Raw genomic sequence first — 20,980 nt, forward strand, 5'->3', positions numbered from 1 at the left:
TTTTCATTTTTGAGCATCGCTAAAACAAGCGTATTTATTATGTTTTTACGATGCCATCCATTTTATTTTTTATGTTTTAATCAATGCATTCTAAAAATACAGATCAGGATTATAGAATGAGCTTCCCGATTAACACACGTGAAATTGAATATACCGCGCCCGATGGTCAACGCCTCATTGGTTATTTCGCTGCACCTGCAATTGATATACCCGTTGCTGGGGTGATCGTTGCACCGGAATGGTGGGGTCGTAATGCGTATACCGAGCAACGTGCACGTGAACTTGCAGAACATGGTTTTGCCGCTTTAGCCATTGATATGTATGGTGATAAGAAAGTTACAACCAATGTGCCACAAGCCTCTGAATGGATGAATCAAACTTTTGAGCATGCTGACACCATTGTTGACCGTGCTCAAGCAGGCTTAAATGCTTTAGCGGCTCAAGCAGAAGTGAATGCCGACAAATTGGCAGCGGTTGGTTTCTGCTATGGCGGTAAAGTGGTGCTAGATTTGGCGCGTTCAGGTGCAGATATCAAAGCCGTTGCCACGTTCCATGCGATATTAAGTCCGAAAGCGCCTGCTGAGAAAGGCAAAGTTAAAGCCGAGATTTTAGTCCTACATGGTGAACTCGACAGCATGGTGACCTTGGATAATGTGGCAAGCTTCCGTCAGGAAATGCATGATGCTGCTGTGGATCATGAGGTAATTATTTTTGAAGATGCCAAGCATGGTTTTAGTAACCCGCTTGCAGATGAGCGTGCCAAGGCCAACAATGTTGACTTAGGCTATAACGCTGAAGCAGAACGCCAAAGTCTTGAAGCAATGTATGAGTTGTTAGATAAACATTTAAAGTGATTTGAAAAGACTATCTATGTGGAATTGAACAAATATATCGTTTGTTAAAACCCTAGATATTTTCTACTCGTGCAAGGCGACATGATGTCGCCTTTGTAAAAGCCAATCTTAATCAGCATTTAATAACGAATTTGTTTGTATACATCAACTCCTCTCCCTATTTCCGCTATACTACGCCTCTGCTTTTTACTGTTCTGATTCATGTCTGACTTCTCATTTTCTGATGCACTACTTACATGGTTCGACCAACACGGTCGTCACGATCTACCATGGCAAGTGGCCGATGATCCCTACAAAGTTTGGGTCTCAGAAATCATGCTGCAACAGACGCAAGTCAAAACTGTACTGCAATATTTCGACCGTTTTATTGAACGCTTCCCAAGCGTAGAAACCCTAGGAACAGCCAGTTGGGATGATGTCGCTCCTTATTGGGCAGGCCTCGGCTACTATGCCCGCGCACGCAATCTGCATAAAGCGGCAGGCATCGTCAGTCAACAAGGGAAATTTCCAGAAACACTCGAACAATGGATTGAGCTGCCAGGCATTGGCCGCTCCACCGCTGGTGCGCTCATGTCACTCGGCTTACGTCAGTATGGCGTGATTATGGATGGTAACGTAAAACGTGTACTGGCACGTTTCCTCGCCATCGAAGATGATCTATCCAAGCCACAACATGAACGAGCACTCTGGCAAATTGCAGAAAATCTCTGCCCAAAAGAGCGCAATCATGATTATACCCAAGCGATCATGGATTTAGGGGCAACCGTTTGTACACCCAAAAAACCGCTGTGTTTATACTGCCCAATGCAGCAACACTGTCAGGCCTATCAACAAGGCTTAGAACAGGAATTGCCCTTTAAAAAGGCCAAGAAACCTGTTCCCGTCAGAACAGCCAATGTGTTATTGATCCAATCTGGAGATGAATGGCTGTGGCAACAACGTGAAGCGCATGGCCTCTGGGGTGGATTGTATTGTCTTCCAATCATTGAACAAGCAACCGAATTACAACAGATTGAGCAATACTTCAAACTACAAGCTCAAGTATCATCATTGCAGATTAGCCATAGCTTTACTCACTTCACTTGGTTACTGCATGAAAAACTGTTCCACGTGGAACACGATCAAAAAGAACAGTTGAGTATCGAATTAAATGGCATATGGCTAAGTCCAGAAAATGCGATTGCCAAAGGCATTCCAACAGCCATGAAAAAACTGATTACAGCCAAACAAAAGGCTTAACGCCTAAAATGCTGTAGATCAAACGCAAGGAGTTTATGTGCGTCATTCGATTTCCTATACCGTTCTTGGCGTGTTGATGGTTTTACTATCAGCATGTGCCACCACCCCAAAGAAACCTAGCCCCTTACCCAATGCTCAGGTGAACAAGCTCAAGAGCATGCGTTTAGACAGCCGCCTCCCTGTGCCTGTCAAAGGTGTGAGTCGAAACGAATTACGGGATACTTGGGGCGCGGCACGAAGTCAGGGCCGTAGTCATGAAGGCATCGATATCATGGCAGAGCGTGGTACGAAAGTGTATAGTGCGACCGAAGGCTTAGTTGCTGATTTACGTAATAATAATTTAGGCGGCAAAGTGATCTGGATCATGGGGCCAGCAGGCTCTTGGCACTATTATGCACATCTGGATGGTCATAAGCGCGGCCTCAATGTTGGCGACTATGTGCGTAAAGGTGATCTGATCGGTTATGTGGGAAATACCGGCAATGCTCGTTATACCGCTCCGCATTTACACTACGGAATTTATTTAAATGGCAAAGGGCGTGGAGCAGTCAATCCATACCCGTATTTACGTTAGGAATCTACAATGTCAGAAGCATTGATTGAACGTCTGGTTGAATTTGCAGAGTCTGGAAATCAGCAAAAAATCATCATGGGTGGTACCAGCTATCAAGGTTGGATCATGGAAATTACCGAAGATGCTTTGTTGATTAGTACAGGCTTTGCCGATAAATCAGGTAAAGACTTTTGGCTTAAGTTTACTGATTTAAATAGCGCAGAACTGTATTATTGGGATACTCGCCCAAATGAATGGGTGGCATTCAAACTTTAAATTATACTGTTCAAATAACAACAAGGAGCATCAAATATGTCAACTCAACGCTGTGGCTGGTGCTCCGATGATCCCCTCTATATTGACTACCATGATCAAGAATGGGGCAAGCCGCAACATGATGAAAACCATTTGTTTGAGATGCTCTGTCTGGAAGGACAGCAAGCAGGACTTTCTTGGATCACGGTACTGAAAAAACGCGAACACTACCGCTCACATTTCTTTCAACATTCCATCGCAGACGTCGCAGCACTCACAGATGATCAACTCGAACTCAAACTCAGTGATGCAGGTTTAATTCGTCATATCGGCAAACTGAAAGCCATCCGCGACAATGCCATTGCTTGGCTCAAGCTTAAGGATGAAGTCGAAGATGTCCCTGCTTGGTTATGGAGCTTTGTCGATCATCAAACCGAAAATAATGATGTGGCGAATTACCGCGAAGCACCTGCACAAACTGAACTTAGCCTAAAACTATCCAAAACCCTAAAAAAGCGTGGCTTTAAATTTGTGGGCCCGACCACCTGTTATGCTTTTATGCAAGCGGTTGGTATGGTCAATGACCACGAAAATCATTGCCAATTTAAATAACAAATCATCATCGATTTTCCTTGAATGGGAGTTCCAATGAGCAATAATCAAATTCGCGCTTATGCTGCAATGCAAGCAGGCGAGCAAGTGGTACCGTACCAATTTGATGCGGGAGAATTACAAGCCCATCAAGTTGAAGTCAAAGTTGAATATTGTGGTCTGTGCCACTCCGATCTATCCGTGATTAATAATGAGTGGCAATCATCGGTTTACCCTGCGGTGGCTGGACATGAAATCATTGGTACTATCATTGCATTGGGATCAGAAGCCAAAGGACTACGCGTCGGTCAACGTGTTGGCATTGGCTGGACAGCTGAAACCTGTCAAGCCTGTGATCCATGTATTGGGGGTAATCAGGTCCTATGTACTGGTGAAAAAAAAGCAACCATCATTGGCCATGCAGGCGGTTTTGCCGATAAAGTCCGTGCAGGTTGGCAATGGGTCATTCCCCTTCCAGACGATTTAGATCCTGAAAGTGCTGGCCCGCTACTGTGTGGTGGCATCACGGTATTTGATCCTTTACTGAAACACAAAATCCAAGCCACACATCATGTGGGTGTGATTGGTATTGGTGGTTTAGGTCATATCGCGATTAAGTTACTCAAAGCATGGGGCTGCGAAGTGACCGCTTTCAGTTCTAATCCAGATAAAACTGAAGAACTCAAAGCCATGGGAGCCGATCACGTGGTCAATAGCCGTGATGCCCAAGCCATCAAAGCACAACGTGGCAAGTTTGATTTATTACTCAGTACGGTCAATGTCACCCTGAACTGGCAAGCCTATCTCAATACTTTGGCACCAAAAGGTAGTCTACATTTCCTAGGTGTGACTTTGGAACCGATCCCTGTTTCTGTCGGTGCCATCATGGGTGGTGCCAAATCTGTCACCTCATCACCAACGGGCTCACCGTTAGCCCTGCGCCAACTTTTACAATTCGCTGCGCGCAAAAATATCGCACCACAAGTTGAGTTATTTCCAATGTCACAGCTAAATGAGGCGATTGAACGACTGCATTCAGGCCAAGCTCGTTATCGCATCGTACTCAAAGCAGACTTCGACTAATTCATACTCTGCCGTACCCAATCCGCCAACTGTTGAATCGCTTGGCGGATTTCTGCTGTTAAAGCATGACCTGCATTTAAACGCAAAAAGTGTTGATAACGGCGGTCTTCACCGAATACTTCCCCTGGTACGATGTTGATCCCTTTACCTTGCGCCAAATAATAGAGCTCCAAACCGGTAATACTATTGGGTAGTTGCATCCATAAAGCATAGCCACCTTGTGACTGGCTTAATCCAATCGGAACCCCCTGAAACACGTCAAGAATATAAGCCCGATACTGTTCAACTTGCTGCATCAGTTTAGGTCTTAATTGATCCAAATGTTCTCGATAACCACGACTGTAAATAAAATCGGCTAAACCAAGTTGCAAAGGCGTATTCACCCCCACATTGTTGGCCAATAATTGTGGTCTTAAATATTGCAGCTGTTGACCTAAGCAAAACCAACCGACGCGATAGGCGGTTGATAATGACTTGGAGACCGAGCCACACCAGATTACATAGCCTTCCTGATCCCAATAGCGAATGGGTAAAGGTCGTTCCTTTTGAAAGCTGCATTCGCCATAAATATCATCTTCCAAAATAAAACATTGATATTTTTGTGCCAGTTGAGCAATGTGCTGTTTCTGTTCATTGCTGAGACAATAGCCCAAAGGATTCTGAAAATTGGCAGTGAGCAAACACAGTTTGGCATCACCCTGTTTCATAAAAAATTCTAAGCGCTCTAGATCAATGCCACGGTGATCCGCTGGAATCTCAATAATCTTGCGTTTCAGGCTAGCCAGCATTTGCAGCTGACCATTAAAAGTGGGCGTCGGTACTAGAATACTATCCCCCTCTTTGCTGATCTGTTGAATCAGTAGCGATAAGGCAGGCATACAGCCGTTGGTAATAAAAATATCATCGGTCGCAACATAGATACCATCCTCACGCCAATGATCAGATAAGGCTTTACGAAGTTGCTGATGTCCCTGTTTATTACAATATAAAAAATCTTCAGGCTGGCAATGTTTCAAAGCACGTTGTAAAGAACGACGCAATCCATCGACAGGAATCAAATGCGGAGACAGTTGGATCGCACCCAACGGGGTTAAATGATGCTGGATCGAGGCAGTTTGAATTTGGTTTTGCAGATCTAAATTTGAAACCTGACGGGCTTTGGACTCAAAGTTGGGACTGTCTGGTACGGCACTTTGATATTGTCTTGAATTGACAAAATAGCCTGATTTGGCTTTTACATAGATCAGCCCTTTTGCTTCCAGCAATTCATAGCATTGCTGTGCCGTACTTAAACTAATACTTTGCTGACGTGCAAATTCCCTTAAAGAACTCAACTTTTGTTGAGGCTGTAACTCATGCTGATAAATCTTGTGAGCCAATTGTTCTGCCAAGCGCTGATAGTGAAAAGTCATATCTGTACTGCTTTTTTATAAATTTCTGTATCTGTATTGGTTCATACAACACCTTTAAGCTATAAAAATCAACAGCCAAAGGATAAGACCATGAAAAATAATATCTTATTTATATTAAGCGCCGTTTTATTTACAGGCTGCAATCTGACTGACCAAGCCACCTACCAGCAACAACAAGTGTGTAAATCGCTTTCTCAGGGCTACCTGCAAATTCAAAACCAACCGACCTATGAGCTATGGAAAATGGAGAAAAGTGAGGCGCCAGAGCAGACTCGTATCATCAAAATGACCTATAAGAAACCCAATGAAAATGGTTTGATACTCTCAAGCAACTTTCTGCCAACGGTCGAACTTGAATGCAAGCTAAAACAGCAACATATTGTTGTGTCAGTGATACAAAAAACAGGCCCATCAATTCCGGTGCTGAATGTACAACTGCAAAATGATGCTATTGGCAAACCGAGAAGCCCTGACTTAGTTGCTCAGTCAAAAACTCAATAAATAAACGGACACGTTTCGGCAAGTGCTCTTGTTGATAATAAACAGCATGGATGCTTTGATAAGAGTGCTCTATCTGATCTTCAAATAGAGCCTCAAGACGCCCTTCTCGAATGTCCTGCCAGATTTCAAATTCAGATAACCGAGCAATACCCTGCCCACGTAAACACAGTTGTCGGACGGTTTCTCCACTGGATGCTCTCACTTTAGGTTGCGCTTGAAAATACTCCCCCTCAATTTTAATCGGCCAAGTGTTGATATAGGTTGGACGGGTAAAACCAATCACATCATGTTCAGGTAATGCTTGAGGCTGTAAAGGCGTGCCCTTGCGTTGTAAATATTCGGGACTGGCAACAATATAGATACGACTTTTACACACCAATTTAGCGTGTAAGCTGGAATCATGTAATTCACCAAAACGAAACGCCACATCGGTTTTATGTTCCAATAGATCAATCACCAAATCATTACTATTCAACTCGATTTCAATATTGGGATAACACTGCCGAAACTGATGTACCAATGGCGTAATCACATGCAGAATAAAAGGTGTGGCTGAGTCAATCCGAATCACCCCCGAAGTATCTTGATCTGATTTTTGTAATGCTTCTTCGGCGGCATTCAAATCACTCAGGATTTTACGGGCCTGTTGTAAAAACTGCTGGCCTTCTTGGGTGAGTTTTAATTTTCGCGTGGTTCGTTCTAGTAAAGTGACTTCGAGCTTGGACTCTAAACGGCTGAGCGAGCGACTGAGCCCAGATGCCGTCTGTCCCAGTCGTTCAGCAGCGGCAATAAATGAACCTGTATCGACGATGGTCATAAAAGCAAGCAGTTCTTCTACCGTAGATTTCATTACCACCCTCTCAATTATTGATATTTAGTCAACTGTATTTTGCAAATTCATCTATGTTTTAGCAACAATAATCATCGCAAAATAACAGCCATCCACAAAACAGCTCTTTTGAGCATGAAAAAAGATTAGGTGAAAAATATGCGTATCCCTCAATTCGGTTTAGGTACTTTCCGTCTTAAAGATCAAGCAGTCATTGACTCAGTTAAAACCGCCCTGGAAGTGGGTTATCGTGCCATTGATACCGCACAGGTTTATGAAAATGAAGCAGCAGTGGGTCAAGCCATTGCTGAAAGTGGTGTAGCTCGTCAAGACCTGTTCCTCACTACAAAAATCTGGGTCGACAATTTTGCTGAAGATAAATTCATTCCCAGCTTAAAAGACAGTCTGCAAAAACTACGTACTGATGCCGTTGATCTCACCTTGATCCACTGGCCAGCTCCAGCACTGGGTGTCTCCATCCCAAGCGTGATGCAATTGTTATTAGAGGCGAAACAACAGGGTTTGACTAAACAAATCGGGATTTCAAACTTTAATATCGCCTTGACCCAACAAGCGATTGATAGCATTGGTATCGAACACATTGCCACCAACCAGATTGAACTCAGTCCTTATTTGCAGAACCGCACCTTGGTCAATTTTTTACGTGAGCAAAATATTGATGTGACTTCATACATGACTCTGGCTTATGGCAAAGTACTGCAGGACCCAACCTTAATTGAGATTGCTGCACAGCATCAGGCAACCACCGCACAAGTCGCTTTGGCTTGGGCCTTACAAAATGGTTTTGCGGTGATTCCATCATCAACTAAACGTGAAAATCTGATCAGCAACTTAAAAGCACAAGACTTAACTTTAAGTGCAGAAGAAATGCAGCTGATCGCTCAACTTGAACGTAATGGTCGAGAAGTCAGTCCTGAACCATTTGCGCCTGAATGGGACAAATAACATGAGCAGCCGCATCAACCTTCCTTTGCTGGCACTGGCGATTGGTGCATTTGCAATTGGAACAACAGAGTTCTCTCCAATGGGGCTGTTGCCCAATATTGCCAATGATCTCGGGGTATCGATTCCAAGTGCGGGCATGTTGATTACAGGTTATGCACTTGGCGTGATGCTCGGTGCACCGATCATGACCTTATGGTTTGGTGGCTTTGCCCGTCGTAATGCCCTGATTCTACTCATGGCAATCTTCACCATCGGGAATCTGATCGCAGCCTTTGCACCCAATTACATGAGTTTAATGGGTGCTCGATTAATTACCAGCTTAAACCACGGTGCTTTCTTCGGGATTGGTTCTGTGGTGGCAGCCAGTGTTGTTCCAGCAAATAAACAGGCCAGTGCGGTTGCCACCATGTTTATGGGCTTAACCATCGCCAATATTGGTGGTGTACCACTCGCAACATGGGTGGGGCAAAACATTGGTTGGAGAATGTCTTTCCTTGCGATTTCAGCCCTCGGTGTCATCACCATGCTGTCACTTTGGAAGGCCCTTCCGGTCGGATCGGTTGGACAAAAGCCAAATGTAAAAATGGAGTTAAGTGTTCTCACTCGTCTCCCCGTGGTATTGGCATTGCTCACAACCGTATTTGGTGCCTCAGCGATGTTTACCTTGTATACCTATATCGCACCAAGTCTGGTTGAGTTCACCCACGCCTCTCCGACCTTTATCACCATGATGCTGGTCTTGATCGGAATTGGTTTTTCAATCGGGAACCATTTCGGTGGAAAGTTTGCAGACTTATCGATTGATAAAACCTTGATTGGTTTCTTGGTCTTGTTGATCGCGTTGATGGTCATCTTCCCAATCCTTGCCCAAAGCCAATTGGGTGCAGCAATCGGTTTGGTGATCTGGGGTGCAGCAGCCTTTGCGATCGTTCCGCCATTACAAATGCGCGTGATGTCGGTGGCACATGAAGCCTCGGGTCTTGCTTCTTCAGTGAATATTGGCGCATTTAACTTAGGCAATGCCATTGGTGCCGCAGCAGGCGGTGCCGTCTTAAGCTTCGGTTTAAACTATGCGGCAGTCTCCATGATTGGTGCCGTACTGGCAGCTATTGGTTTAATCTTGGTTTTCATTCAAATGAAATTAGCAAGCAAACCAGAGACGCCATTACAACAATGTCCTCAAGCTTAAGCTCAAATAAAAAAGTCTGATTTAAATCAGGCTTTTTTATTATTTCAATAAATCTGGTAACTTCGGTTGCGCATATAAAGGATTATTCACCTCTTTTTTCATTTTCATCAGCATTTGATAAGGTTGTTGCTGCACAAACATATTCACAAAGCTCAATGGAATTGCCCCTGCTGGATCGGCATAGCCACTCGTTGTCACTTTTACTTTGTTATTTGCCAACCGCTGGAACGTCCAGTCACCTGCGTATTTGCTTAACCGCACCACATCAGGCTGCTCAGGGTAATTATTCTGAATAGCATTGTTTTTAATACTGATGCTGCCATCCGCATTCTTAGTCATTTTGCCTTTAATCACCACATCACGGTCTTTTAAAGGAAATGGGAAGTCCAGAACCATATACAAGGTGAATTCACCTTTCTTATCATCACGTGACAGCATTTGTGCCTTGCCCACATACGGCACCCATTGCGGTGTACGTTCTACATCCAGTACTACTGCTACAGCACGTTCTAAAGGCACATCAAATGTGGTTTCAGCTTTATATTGGATAATCGGATTGTTTTCTGTTTGGTACGTCCAAACCTTAATATTGTTCCGATGCAAACTGAGTTTGGCTGTATCTGTTGCTGCAGTCACTGCAAAGCTGCTGAGACTGAGCAATGTGGCAAGAACGATATGTTTTTTATTCATGTCATGCTCAATTGTTGTAATAAGGGCGAGAGCTTGTTTCACTCCTCTCGGAAAGAAAGCTCAACAAGCTCTTTTATAGTACAAAAAAGGAACGTTTTAAACGTCAATCTCGTTAAAGCCTAAAACATCTTTCATATCATATTTACGCGCTTCACGGCCAACCACCCACGCCGCTGCACGGACTGCACCTGAAGCAAAGTTCATCCGGTTGGTGGCTTTGTGTGTCACTTCCACACGCTCACCTTCACCAATAAACATCACTGTATGTTCACCGACAATATCGCCACCACGAATGGTTTCAAAACCAATAGTCTGGCGATCACGAGGACCGGTATAACCTTCACGTCCATAAACCGCCACTTCTTTCAAGTTACGACCTAAGGTATCGGCAATCGCCTCACCCATCATAAAGGCAGTACCTGATGGTGCATCCACTTTATGGCGGTGATGTGCTTCAATGATTTCGATATCCACCGTATCGCCAAATACTTTCGCTGCGAGTTCCAATAATTTAATCGAAACGTTCACCCCAACTGAATAATTGGCAGCGTACACCACAGGTGTCTGTGTTGCTGTTTCATCAAGGAATGCCTTTTGCTCATCTGACATTCCCGTGGTTCCAATCACCATGGCCACACCCGCTTCACGGCATAATTTTAAGTGCTGTTCAGTTGCAACTGGTGCAGTAAAATCAATCACCACATCACAGTCTTTCAGCACTTCACTCAAACTTCCCACGATCTTGACACCGATGTTGCCAATCCCTGCAAGTTCCCCTGCATCTGCACCCACCAAGCTGCTTTCAGGACGCTCAACAGCTGCTGCTAGTTGGTAGCCTGCTTGTTGTACCGCTTGAATCAGAATACGCCCCATGCGTCCGCCTGCACCCAAGATTCCAATGCGTGGAGAAGATGACATAATTTTTCCCAGTCTTTTATTTAAACAATTCAGCTACTATAGCAAAACTCTGTGCTTGCGCTAAAAATTTCCCATAAAAAAACCTGCCGCAGCAGGTTTTTTTATCAATACCGATTAATCAAATAAGCGGTCAAAGAACGATTTTTTCTTTGGAGAGGCAGCATGTCCATCACCATCAAAAGACGCTTGTAATTCTTTCAATAATTCGCGCTGACGACTGTTTAAATTCACAGGCGTTTCCACCACAATACGGCAGAGTAAATCACCGACCATACTGCTACGTACAGGGCGAACACCCTTAGCACGCAAGCGGAATAATTTACCGGTTTGTGTACCTTCTGGAATTTTTAAGCTGACACGACCATCAAGGGTCGGGATTTCAATTTCTTTACCTAAAGCTGCATCTGCAATGCTAACAGGTACATCCATATAAAGATCTGCGCCATCACGTTGGAAGATTTCGTGTTCACGAACCACGACTTCAACGTATAAATCGCCAGCTTGACCATCACGAATCGCTTCACCTTTACCAGTTAAGCGTACGCGATCACCATTGTCCACACCTGCTGGAATAGTAACTTCAAGGGTTTGCTGACGATCTGCAACACCTGAACCATGACAGCTATTACATGGATTCTTGATGATTTTACCTTGACCACGACAGGTACTACAGGTTTGCTGAACGGAGAAGAAACCTTGTTGCATACGTACTTGACCTGCACCATGACAGGTACGACAAGTTTCAACATCGTTTGGATTTTTTGACCCTTTTCCATCACAGGTTTCACATGGCGCTGGCGCAGTGAAGGTAATGGTTTTTTTCACGCCTTTTACAGCTTCTTCTAGTGTGAGTTCCATGACATAACGAAGGTCTGAACCACGGCGTTGACGTTGTTGACGGCCACCGCCACCAAACGCACCACCAAAGATATCGCCAAACTGACTAAAAATATCTTCTGCACTAAAGCCGCCGAAACCGCCACCTGCACCACCGAAGCCACCTTCAAAAGCACTATGTCCAGCACGATCATACATGCTGCGCTTTTCTTCATCAGAAAGGACTTCATAGGCTTCCGCAGCTTCTTTGAACTTTTCTTCTGCTTCAGCGTTGTCAGGGTTACGGTCTGGATGATACTTCATCGCCAACTTACGATAGGCTTTTTTGATCTCATCATCACTTGCGGTTTTCGAAACGCCTAAAACCTCATAATAATCACGTTTAGCCATGGTTGGCGATGCTCCTCACGGAATTTATTTAAATCTAAAAAAACAAATAGGCTCTGCCGACTTTCAAAATAAAAAGTCAACAGAGCCTTAATAGGGACTGTACGATAAATTTACAAGGGTTATTGCAATAAAAAAGCGATAATTTTAGAAAACGGCTTTATTCTTGAAGTACTTCGCAATACCTTTCAACCAAGCATTCAATAAAAATAACCATGCAATTGAACTAAATACCACACCTGCGACCGTCATTGCAGTCACCCAGAGTGCACTATCCCAAGCAAAAAAGAACAGTGGAATAAACCATAACGCTGCAAAGAAAGCCATCAGTACAAACAACATCACATTACGCATAATCCAGAGTGCATGCGCATGTATCCATACTTCGGCATTATCCACAATCGCAACTTTTCGTGCTAATAGGTACGCAAATACAGCAAACACTATCGTAAATAATGCAAGAAACATGAACACATAAGAAATCGCCACATAGCGGCGATGCTGCTCAATACCGTCTTGCCCCATGCTCTCTATCACCTCATTCACAGCATTATGCAAAATTTGTCATGCTATGAAATTCAATTATTTTTTGGTCTTAAAATATAGGTGCTACTATATTGAAATTTTCAATCTTTCGCACCTTTATTCACAAAATAATTACGATAGTTGTGTTGTTTTCTTCACCTTAAACCATGCCGCATACAGTGCAGGCAGGAAAAATAAGGTTAATAAGGTGGCAACAATCAAGCCACCCATGATAGCAACCGCCATCGGACCAAAGAAAATACTGCGTGATAAAGGGATCATCGCCAGCACCGCCGCCAGTGCGGTCAACACAATTGGACGGAAACGACGCATGGTTGCACCAATCACCGCCTCCCATGGTGTATGCCCCACATCAATATCTTGCTCAATCTGATCAATCAGAATCAGCGAGTTCCGCATAATCATCCCAGACAGGGCAATGGTGCCAAGCATCGCCACAAAACCGAAGGGTTTATTGAATAACAGTAAGAACGCAACGACACCAATCAAACCCAATGGTGCTGTCAGTAACACAATGGTTGCCCGTGACATGCTACGCAGCTGGATCATCAACAAGGTCATCACCACAGCCAAGAACAATGGCATACCTGCATTCACCGAATTTTGCCCCTTAGCCGATTCCTCAACCGTCCCCCCTACTTCCAGTAGATAACCACTTGGTAGATCAGCGCGTAAGCTCTGCATCTGATCAGCTAACTGTTGTACCACAGTTGCAGGTTGTAAATGGGTACGAATATCGGCACGCACAGTAATGGTCGGCAGGCGATTACGATGCCAAATTAAACCTTCTTCAAAGCGGGATTCAATATTGGCAATTTGCGCCAACGGAACTGTTGTGCCTTTACTGGTTGGCACCGCCAAACTTGCTAAAGATGCGACTTCAACACGTTCAGATTTATCACCACGTAACCGAATTTCAATCAATTCACGTTTTTCGCGATATTGATTCATGACCGCACCCGTCACCGAAGCATTGAGGAAATTGGCTAAATCCACACTGGAAACACCCATCTGACGTGCGCGATCTTGGTCAATTTCGATTGCAATGATTTTACTCGGTTCACCCCAGTCCAAATGCACATTGGTGGTATTTGGATCTTCGCTCAGGACTTTGGCCACTTTCTGTGCCCATTGACGTACTGTGCCGAGGTCTTCACCCGATACACGATACTGCAATGGATAACCCACAGGTGGACCATTTTCCAATAACGATACCCTTGTCCGCACTTGAGGCAATAACTGCTTAATCTGTTTGTCTAAAGAGCGACGGATTTCATCACGGTCATCAAGAGACGAGGCCAATACCACAAATTGAGCAAAACTGGCTTGTGGTAATTGCTGATCTAGCGGTAAGTAGAACCGCGGTGAACCTGTTCCCACATAGGCCACATAGTTATCAATGCCCTTTTGCTTGGACAGGAACTGCTCCACCTTGTGTACCGCCTGTTCAGTTGCGGTCAGTGATGCCCCCTCTTCAAGTTTTAAATCCACCAAAATTTCTGCACGATTCGATGGCGGGAAGAATTGTTGCGGCACTAACTTAAACATCGCCACCGACAACACAAAGATGCCTACTGTCACCGCAATCACGGTTTTACGATAGGTAATACAGATTTCAACCACACGGCCGAAGGCCTGATAAAACTTGGATTGATATGGATCGTGATGCTGAGCATGTGCTTCTACCACAGGTGCAGGTTGCTTACGCAGTCGCGCCCATAAACGTAGATACCATGCCGCCTGCTGATTCTGTTTGCTAAAATCGGGTAATAGCTTTTCACCTAAATAAGGCACAAATAAAACTGCCGCAATCCATGACACAATCAACGCAATGGTCACCACTTGGAAAATAGAACGGGTATATTCCCCTGTTCCAGATTGGGCAGTTGCAATCGGCAAAAAGCCTGCAGCGGTAATCAAAGTTCCCGTCAACATTGGAAAAGCGGTGGTTTGCCACGCAAAACCTGCCGCTTTCAAGCGGCTATAGCCCTGCTCCATTTTAATCGCCATCATTTCAACAGCGATAATGGCATCATCGACCAGCAACCCTAAGGCCAGAATCAATGCCCCCAAGGAAATCTTATGCAGCCCTACATCAAATAGATTCATGCCTGCAAAAGTCATCGCCAATACCAGTGGAATAGACAGCGCCACCACCAAACCGGTACGGAAACCCAGCGAGAAGAAGCTCACCAATAAAACGATGATCACGGCTTCAGCCAAGACTTTTAAAAACTCTTGAATACTACGTTGTACCGCCACAGGCTGATCAGAAACTTTTTGCAGTTTCATACCCAAAGGTAAGGTTTTTTGTAGACGATTGAACTCAGTTTCAAGGTTTTTACCCAGCGCAATGATGTCGCCACCTTTACGCATCGAAACCGAAATACCAATCCCATTTTCGCCCATAAAACGCATACGTGGCTGGGCAGGTTCACTAAAGCCTCGATAGACCTCAGCCACATCACCCAGTTGAATGGTTTTATCACCGACCAACAACGGCATTTTTTTCAGGTCTTCGACACTATGCAAATGTCCACTAACTCTGATTTGAATACGATCTGTACCTGTTTCAAAGAACCCCGCACCCGCCATGTCATTTTGTTTTTGAATGGCTTCTTGAATGGCTGTAACTGGTACACCCAGTTGTACCGCTTTGGTATTTGATAATTCAATCCAGATTTTTTGATCTTGCAGACCGACCAGATTGACCTTGTTCACATCCTTAACCCGCTGCAATTGTAGTTGCAAACGGTCGGCATATTCTTTCAGCACCGCATAGTCAAAGTCTTTGCCTGTCAGCACATAGATATTGCCGAAAGTGTCTCCAAACTCATCATTGAAAAAGGGTCCTTGTACACCGCTCGGCAACTGCGAACGGATGTCGTTGACCTTCTTGCGCACGTTATACCAAACATCAGGAATAGCACTGGACGGCAAACTGTCTTTCGCCACAAAGGTCACCAAAGACTCACCCGGCCGTGAATAGGCCATGATGCGGTCATACTGCCCCGTAGTCATCAACTCTTTTTCGATTCGGTCCGTCACCAGTGTTGATACTTCTTTTGCGGTGGCCCCAGGCCAATAAGTCTGTACCACCATCACCTTAAAGGTAAACGGCGGATCTTCACTTTGCGAAAGCTTTGAATAAGACATGATGCCCACGATGCCGAGCAACAGCATAAAATAAAGGATAATGCCCTTATTTTTGAGTGCCCATTCTGAAAGGTTAAATTTCATGTTTACCCCCCCGCTTTTACAGTGACTTCACGATTATCACGGTCAACTGGATGAATTTTTTGCTGGTCACGCAGTAAATGTACACCACCGACCACAACCCAATCCGTTGCTTTTAAACCTGACACAACTGGCACACTATCTCGACCATAAGTACCTAAAGTCACAGGTACTTTGCGTATGCTTTGATTGGCATTCACCACCCAAACATAGGCTTGTTGATCATTGGCGGTCACACTAGATAACGGTACGCTCAACACGTTATTTTCATTTGCGACAAAGAATACTCGTGCACTCTGCCCGAGTTGAATCGTCGACTGCCCTTCAAGTAAAGAAACTTTCACAGTAAAGGTTCGAGATTGGTCAGCCGCAGGTGAAACTTCGCGGACTTTGGCTGCAAAACGCGCATCTGGTTGCGACCATAAAGTCACCCATACCGGTTGCCCGACCTTGATGGTACTGACCGCCTGTTCAGGCACACCAAACACCACTTCACGTTCACCATCAATCGCCAACTGATAAACAGCTTGTCCTGCTGCAATCACCTGTCCAATCTCAATTTGACGTTGGGTAATCACGCCATTTTTATTGGAAACTAACTGGTTATAGCCAGTTTGATTAGATGACACTTCATAGTTTGAACGTGCTTGTTGCAGGCTTGCTTGTGCAGATTCATATTGATTCTTGACTGCATCAAATTGCGAACGACTGACCGCATTGACTGGTAAAAGTTGCTGATAACGCTGATATTCTTCAGCCGCAATCTTTGCCGCTGCCTGCGCGCTGTCTAATTGGGCTTTGGCTGCATTCATCTGCAACTGCGCATCTTTTACATCTAATTTTGCCAGCACCTGTCCCACTTTGACCCGATCACCAACATCGACATAACGTTCGGTAATCTGCCCCCCGACACGGAAGGCCAAAGCAGTTTGCTGTCTCGCCTGTACATCCCCTGCATAGCTTTTTTGATCGACATGATTGCGACTTGGTTGTGTCACCATGACATAGGGAATTTCCTCAGTCTTTGGCACCTCTTTTTGACATGCGCTGAGGAGTACACTACTGACAATGAGTAAGCCCAATATGATACGATTGATCTGATTCATCTCTTTGCGCTCTTATTCAAATTGATTTTTAAGGCGTGATATGAGCATTATCATAGATTGTTTATTTTTTAATTAATATACCCACGAGTACACTAATTAAAAATTAAAGCTAGAATTTTGATTTTTAAATTAATTAAAAGAGAACGATAACGTGCAAATCAACAGTGGTCGCCCTAAAGATTTAGAAAAAAGAGCCAAGATTTTACAGGCTGCAAAATCTATATTTTTAAAAATGGGCTATCACGCCACCAATATGAATCAGATTGCCAAAGAAGCGGGTGTGACCAAACTCACGGTGTATAACCACTTCCAAGATAAGGGCAATCTGTTTATCTGTGCGATTGAAGAAAGCTGTGAAGAATCAATTCGAACCAAACAGATTGAACTGACCGCAGATGCTGATTTTAAACAGGCACTGGTGCTCATGTGTCAGCGTGCATTAAGTATTATTTATCTGCCTGAAGCGCTAAAGCTGGATTGCCTGCTATTTGAATTAGCCGCAGAACAAAGCCCCTTAACCAAGCAATTTTTTGATGCATCACATACCCGCATGTGCAATGTCTGGTGTGATTTCTTTGAACAGGCCATCGCCTTTAAATTTATTCGCGCAGATGAACCGCTTAAGCAAACTGAGCTGATTATCTCGCTGATGTTGGGTATCCGTCATCAGCAGGTTTTACTCGGTTTAGCCCCTGTGCCGACCACAACTGAAATCAATCAGATGATTGAACAGGCAATCGAAATTTTTATGCTTAAATATCAATCAATAAATTAGAGAAAATTCACATTTTTTTACGTTCTGCTCTTGGAATGTCTCTCAATCGCGCTATAGTCGAATGAGAACAACAGGAGAATTAGAATGATTCAGCAAATCACTGCTCCATTACGTGAAGATGTCCGCTTACTGGGCAATTTACTTGGAGAGACCTTAAAGCAACATGCTGGGCAAGATTTGTTTAATCAGATTGAGCAAATTCGCGCATTAGCCAAAGGTGCACGTGACGGCCAGATCGAAGCAGAAAAACAGCTCGAACAATTGTTTCTCGGTTTAAAAGATGAAGAGATTCTGCCGCTGACCCGCGCATTCTCACATTTTCTTAACTTCGCCAATATTGCTGAACAATATCATGTGGTGCGTAGCCGTCGTCAGGCCGAGTTCGATGAGCACGCGCCTAGCCCAAACCCACTGCCACATTTATTCGAAAAATTTAAAACCCAACAAATCAATGCACAGCAATTATTCCAACAGATCTGTGATTTAAAAATTGAACTGGTACTGACCGCACACCCAACCGAGGTCAGCCGCCGTACTCTGATTCAAAAATATGATGATATTACCGACTGTCTTTCACAGTTAGATCAACAAAAACTGACACCAAGAGAACGCCAACAGACCATCTCGACACTGAAGCAATTGGTCAGCTCAGCATGGCAAACCGATGAGATTCGTCAACATCGCCCAACCCCTGTCGATGAAGCCAAATGGGGCTTTGCCACTATTGAGCAATCGCTTTGGAATGCAGTACCGAAATTCGTACGTGAACTAAATGAACTCACGCAGCAGCATTGTGAGCATGCCTTACCATTGAACATTGCACCAATCCGTTTTGCTTCATGGATGGGCGGTGACCGCGATGGCAATCCGAATGTCACCCATCAAGTCACCCAAGAAGTGCTGTGGCTATCACGTTGGCAAGCTGCTGATTTATATTTGCGTGATATTGAAAATCTGCGTTGGGAACTGTCAATTCAAAGTTGTTCTGAGGAACTGACTCAAGCATTGGGCTATGAACACCCTGAACCGTATCGAGAATATCTGCGCGACACCCGTGAACGTTTAAAAGCTACCCGCTATTGGTTGGGGCAACGCTTACAAGGGGCTGAAGCCGATGACAGCAATATCATCAAAGATAAAGATGAACTATTAGCGCCACTGCTCCTCTGTTATCGTTCATTAATCGACAGTAACTTAGCCGAAATCGCCAATGGACAATTGCTGGATTTCATTTATCGGGTCAACTGTTTCGGTATTGAACTGCTCAAGCTGGATATTCGTCAAGAATCGGGCCGTCACCGTCAGGCCATTTCTGCCATTACTGAATATCTAGGCCTAGGCAATTTTGAATCATGGACTGAACAAGCACGTCAAAATTTCCTGATCCAAGAGCTGCAAAGCAAACGTCCATTATTACCGAAGTTCTTCAATGAACCTGAAGGCAGCCTGATTCAACACCCTGATGTACTGGAAGTGTTTGCCACTATGCGTACCTTGGCGGAACAGCCGACCGAGAGCTTGGGTGCTTATATTATTTCGATGGCAGAATACCCAAGTGATGTGCTCGCGGTTTTATTGCTGCAAAAGGAAGCTGGGATTCAGCATCCGTTACGCGTGGTGCCGCTGTTTGAAACCTTGAAAGATCTGGATGGCGCAGCCAAAACCATGACCACCTTGTTCAATATGCATTGGTATAAACAGCATATTCAAGGCAAACATGAGGTGATGATTGGCTATTCAGATTCAGCCAAAGATGCAGGCTTTATGTCCGCCAACTGGGCGCAATACCGCGCCCAAGAAGAATTGACTGCGATTGCCAAACAGCATGGTGTGCAATTGACCTTGTTCCATGGTCGTGGTGGTTCAATCAGCCGCGGTGGTGCACCAACACAACAAGCCCTGTTCTCACAACCCCCAGGTTCGATTTCAGGTGCAATTCGAGTCACTGAACAAGGTGAGATGATTCGCTTCAAATTCGGTCTAGAAGGTATTGCACTGCAAAATCTGGAAATCTATACCGCTGCAACTTTAGAAGCGACCTTGCTCCCACCACCGGAACCGAAAAAACAGTGGCGTGATCTGATGAATCAAATGACTGATTTATCGGTCAAAGTCTATCGTCAAACCGTGCGTGAAAATCCAAACTTTGTCAGCTATCTGCGGACGGTTACGCCAGAGCTGGAATTACAAATGTTACCATTAGGTTCACGCCCAGCCAAACGTAAAGTCAGTGGTGGTATTGAATCACTGCGTGCCATTCCATGGGTATTTGCATGGACGCAGATCCGTTTAATGCTGCCTGCTTGGTTAGGTACAGGTACGGCGATTAATCAGGTGCATGAACAGCATAAAAACACCTTGAATGAGATGCTGGAACAATGGCCTTATTTCCAGACCCTGATTGATATGTTGGAAATGGTATTGTCTAAATCTGATGCCGATATTGCCCTGTACTATGAGTCACATCTGACCCAAGATCAGGACTTAAAGGTGCTTGGGGTGGAATTACGCCAGCGTCTGCAAAATGCGGTGGATACCCTGCTGAGCTTAAAGGGTGAATCTAAACTGCTCAGTAATAATGAGGTTTTAGATCAATCCATGCAGGTGCGTAAGCCGTATTTATTGCCACTGCATTTATTACAAGCGGAGTTGATGAAACGTCGTCGTCTATATCTGTCGGAACACCAAACCGAACACAGCCCTGTCGATCATGCCTTGATGGTCAGTATTGCGGGGATTGCCGCAGGTCTGCGTAATACAGGTTAAGCACTAAACTCGACTTTGCCATCAATAGGAACTCTGCCTATTGATGGCAAGACTGGCAAAATATGCCATCTAAATTTAAAAAACAGAAAAAATTCAAAAAATATTTTGAAAATAAAAGAGTTAAATTTTCAAAGCATCAGCAAAAAAATAAATAATAAAACCGCTAGCTTATTTTGAAACAAATTTTACCAAAAGGTAAAAATACAACCCACAATGCCTGTTCTGGCAATATTCTCAATGGCTTAT

The 20,980-nt window shown here is 44.4% G+C and carries 19 protein-coding genes; 11 read left to right on the top strand and 8 right to left on the bottom strand.

What is annotated here, in order from left to right:
* The first annotated feature begins 116 nt into the window (after window positions 1-116).
* From F902_RS05595 to ahr, 6 genes are all read left to right on the top strand, one after another.
* Window positions 117-854 (top strand): dienelactone hydrolase family protein, encoded by a 738-nt coding sequence (locus tag F902_RS05595; RefSeq protein WP_005201697.1) that lies wholly within the window; start codon window positions 117-119, stop codon window positions 852-854.
* 201 nt (window positions 855-1,055) lie between these two features.
* Window positions 1,056-2,093, top strand: a complete 1,038-nt coding sequence (gene mutY, locus F902_RS05600) for an A/G-specific adenine glycosylase (RefSeq protein WP_005201699.1) — start codon at window positions 1,056-1,058, stop codon at window positions 2,091-2,093.
* 76 nt (window positions 2,094-2,169) lie between these two features.
* Window positions 2,170-2,667 carry a M23 family metallopeptidase gene (locus tag F902_RS05605; RefSeq protein WP_412781809.1) on the top strand — a complete coding sequence of 166 codons (498 nt, stop codon included), beginning with the start codon at window positions 2,170-2,172 and terminating at the stop codon, window positions 2,665-2,667.
* Window positions 2,668-2,676: 9 nt separating this feature from the next.
* Window positions 2,677-2,922 (top strand): hypothetical protein, encoded by a 246-nt coding sequence (locus F902_RS05610; protein ID WP_005186132.1) that lies wholly within the window; start codon window positions 2,677-2,679, stop codon window positions 2,920-2,922.
* 36 nt (window positions 2,923-2,958) lie between these two features.
* Complete coding sequence (locus F902_RS05615) at window positions 2,959-3,513, top strand: DNA-3-methyladenine glycosylase I (RefSeq protein WP_005201701.1); 555 nt, start codon at window positions 2,959-2,961, stop codon at window positions 3,511-3,513.
* A gap of 36 nt (window positions 3,514-3,549) precedes the next feature.
* Window positions 3,550-4,575, top strand: a complete 1,026-nt coding sequence (gene ahr / locus F902_RS05620) for an NADPH-dependent aldehyde reductase Ahr (RefSeq protein ID WP_005201702.1) — start codon at window positions 3,550-3,552, stop codon at window positions 4,573-4,575.
* Here ahr and F902_RS05625 read toward each other — a convergent pair.
* Window positions 4,572-5,987 carry an aminotransferase-like domain-containing protein gene (locus tag F902_RS05625; RefSeq protein ID WP_005201703.1) on the bottom strand — a complete coding sequence of 472 codons (1,416 nt, stop codon included), beginning with the start codon at window positions 5,985-5,987 and terminating at the stop codon, window positions 4,572-4,574. The genes ahr and F902_RS05625 overlap by 4 nt on opposite strands.
* A 90-nt stretch (window positions 5,988-6,077) precedes the next feature.
* Between F902_RS05625 and F902_RS05630 the strand changes: the two genes are divergently transcribed.
* Window positions 6,078-6,488, top strand: coding sequence for a hypothetical protein (locus F902_RS05630; RefSeq protein ID WP_005201704.1), 411 nt, complete (start codon window positions 6,078-6,080; stop codon window positions 6,486-6,488).
* Here the strand turns inward: F902_RS05630 and F902_RS05635 are convergent.
* Complete coding sequence (locus tag F902_RS05635) at window positions 6,436-7,338, bottom strand: LysR family transcriptional regulator (protein WP_005201705.1); 903 nt, start codon at window positions 7,336-7,338, stop codon at window positions 6,436-6,438. The genes F902_RS05630 and F902_RS05635 overlap by 53 nt on opposite strands.
* A 138-nt stretch (window positions 7,339-7,476) precedes the next feature.
* On the opposite strand from F902_RS05635, the gene dkgB reads away from it, so the two are divergent.
* Window positions 7,477-8,283, top strand: coding sequence for a 2,5-didehydrogluconate reductase DkgB (gene dkgB / locus F902_RS05640; RefSeq protein WP_005201706.1), 807 nt, complete (start codon window positions 7,477-7,479; stop codon window positions 8,281-8,283).
* A gap of 1 nt (window position 8,284) precedes the next feature.
* On the top strand, window positions 8,285-9,472 hold the full coding sequence (locus tag F902_RS05645; RefSeq protein WP_005201707.1) for an MFS transporter: 1,188 nt from the start codon (window positions 8,285-8,287) through the stop codon (window positions 9,470-9,472).
* A 39-nt stretch (window positions 9,473-9,511) separates the two neighbouring features.
* Here the strand turns inward: F902_RS05645 and F902_RS05650 are convergent, their stop codons facing one another.
* The 6 genes from F902_RS05650 to F902_RS05675 form a co-directional block, all read right to left on the bottom strand.
* Window positions 9,512-10,162, bottom strand: coding sequence for an START domain-containing protein (locus F902_RS05650; RefSeq protein ID WP_004803420.1), 651 nt, complete (start codon window positions 10,160-10,162; stop codon window positions 9,512-9,514).
* Window positions 10,163-10,258: 96 nt separating this feature from the next.
* A complete protein-coding gene (dapB, locus tag F902_RS05655) occupies window positions 10,259-11,080 on the bottom strand; it encodes a 4-hydroxy-tetrahydrodipicolinate reductase (RefSeq protein WP_005201708.1) in 822 nt (273 codons plus the stop codon).
* Between the two features lie 114 nt (window positions 11,081-11,194).
* Entirely contained in the window at window positions 11,195-12,307 is a 1,113-nt protein-coding gene (dnaJ, locus tag F902_RS05660; RefSeq protein WP_004803417.1) for a molecular chaperone DnaJ, read from the bottom strand.
* 144 nt (window positions 12,308-12,451) lie between these two features.
* Entirely contained in the window at window positions 12,452-12,829 is a 378-nt protein-coding gene (locus tag F902_RS05665; RefSeq protein WP_004803416.1) for a hypothetical protein, read from the bottom strand.
* Between the two features lie 132 nt (window positions 12,830-12,961).
* Window positions 12,962-16,090 carry an efflux RND transporter permease subunit gene (locus tag F902_RS05670; protein ID WP_005201710.1) on the bottom strand — a complete coding sequence of 1,043 codons (3,129 nt, stop codon included), beginning with the start codon at window positions 16,088-16,090 and terminating at the stop codon, window positions 12,962-12,964.
* Between the two features lie 2 nt (window positions 16,091-16,092).
* On the bottom strand, window positions 16,093-17,193 hold the full coding sequence (locus tag F902_RS05675; protein ID WP_005201711.1) for an efflux RND transporter periplasmic adaptor subunit: 1,101 nt from the start codon (window positions 17,191-17,193) through the stop codon (window positions 16,093-16,095).
* A gap of 151 nt (window positions 17,194-17,344) precedes the next feature.
* Here F902_RS05675 and F902_RS05680 point away from each other — a divergent pair, with 151 nt between their 5' ends.
* Window positions 17,345-17,968 (top strand): TetR/AcrR family transcriptional regulator, encoded by a 624-nt coding sequence (locus F902_RS05680; protein ID WP_005201713.1) that lies wholly within the window; start codon window positions 17,345-17,347, stop codon window positions 17,966-17,968.
* Window positions 17,969-18,052: 84 nt separating this feature from the next.
* Window positions 18,053-20,734 (top strand): phosphoenolpyruvate carboxylase, encoded by a 2,682-nt coding sequence (gene ppc, locus F902_RS05685; protein ID WP_005201715.1) that lies wholly within the window; start codon window positions 18,053-18,055, stop codon window positions 20,732-20,734.
* Window positions 20,735-20,980: the final 246 nt, after the last annotated feature.

This window comes from Acinetobacter higginsii, assembly GCF_000369525.1.
GTDB classification, from domain to species: domain Bacteria; phylum Pseudomonadota; class Gammaproteobacteria; order Pseudomonadales; family Moraxellaceae; genus Acinetobacter; species Acinetobacter higginsii.

Bases quoted from the DNA above. Each gene is read 5' to 3' on its own strand.
- dapB (WP_005201708.1), bottom strand. From the start codon at position 11,080: ATGTCATCTTCTCCACGCATTGGAATCTTGGGTGCAGGCGGACGCATG.
- F902_RS05665 (WP_004803416.1), bottom strand. From the start codon at position 12,829: ATGGGGCAAGACGGTATTGAGCAGCATCGCCGCTATGTGGCGATTTCT.
- F902_RS05645 (WP_005201707.1), top strand. From the start codon at position 8,285: ATGAGCAGCCGCATCAACCTTCCTTTGCTGGCACTGGCGATTGGTGCA.
- F902_RS05625 (WP_005201703.1), bottom strand. From the start codon at position 5,987: ATGACTTTTCACTATCAGCGCTTGGCAGAACAATTGGCTCACAAGATT.
- F902_RS05675 (WP_005201711.1), bottom strand. From the start codon at position 17,193: ATGAATCAGATCAATCGTATCATATTGGGCTTACTCATTGTCAGTAGT.
- F902_RS05605 (WP_412781809.1), top strand. From the start codon at position 2,170: ATGGTTTTACTATCAGCATGTGCCACCACCCCAAAGAAACCTAGCCCC.
- F902_RS05650 (WP_004803420.1), bottom strand. From the start codon at position 10,162: ATGAATAAAAAACATATCGTTCTTGCCACATTGCTCAGTCTCAGCAGC.
- ahr (WP_005201702.1), top strand. From the start codon at position 3,550: ATGAGCAATAATCAAATTCGCGCTTATGCTGCAATGCAAGCAGGCGAG.
- F902_RS05615 (WP_005201701.1), top strand. From the start codon at position 2,959: ATGTCAACTCAACGCTGTGGCTGGTGCTCCGATGATCCCCTCTATATT.
- F902_RS05670 (WP_005201710.1), bottom strand. From the start codon at position 16,090: ATGAAATTTAACCTTTCAGAATGGGCACTCAAAAATAAGGGCATTATC.
- F902_RS05635 (WP_005201705.1), bottom strand. From the start codon at position 7,338: ATGAAATCTACGGTAGAAGAACTGCTTGCTTTTATGACCATCGTCGAT.
- dkgB (WP_005201706.1), top strand. From the start codon at position 7,477: ATGCGTATCCCTCAATTCGGTTTAGGTACTTTCCGTCTTAAAGATCAA.
- F902_RS05595 (WP_005201697.1), top strand. From the start codon at position 117: ATGAGCTTCCCGATTAACACACGTGAAATTGAATATACCGCGCCCGAT.
- dnaJ (WP_004803417.1), bottom strand. From the start codon at position 12,307: ATGGCTAAACGTGATTATTATGAGGTTTTAGGCGTTTCGAAAACCGCA.
- mutY (WP_005201699.1), top strand. From the start codon at position 1,056: ATGTCTGACTTCTCATTTTCTGATGCACTACTTACATGGTTCGACCAA.
- ppc (WP_005201715.1), top strand. From the start codon at position 18,053: ATGATTCAGCAAATCACTGCTCCATTACGTGAAGATGTCCGCTTACTG.
- F902_RS05610 (WP_005186132.1), top strand. From the start codon at position 2,677: ATGTCAGAAGCATTGATTGAACGTCTGGTTGAATTTGCAGAGTCTGGA.
- F902_RS05630 (WP_005201704.1), top strand. From the start codon at position 6,078: ATGAAAAATAATATCTTATTTATATTAAGCGCCGTTTTATTTACAGGC.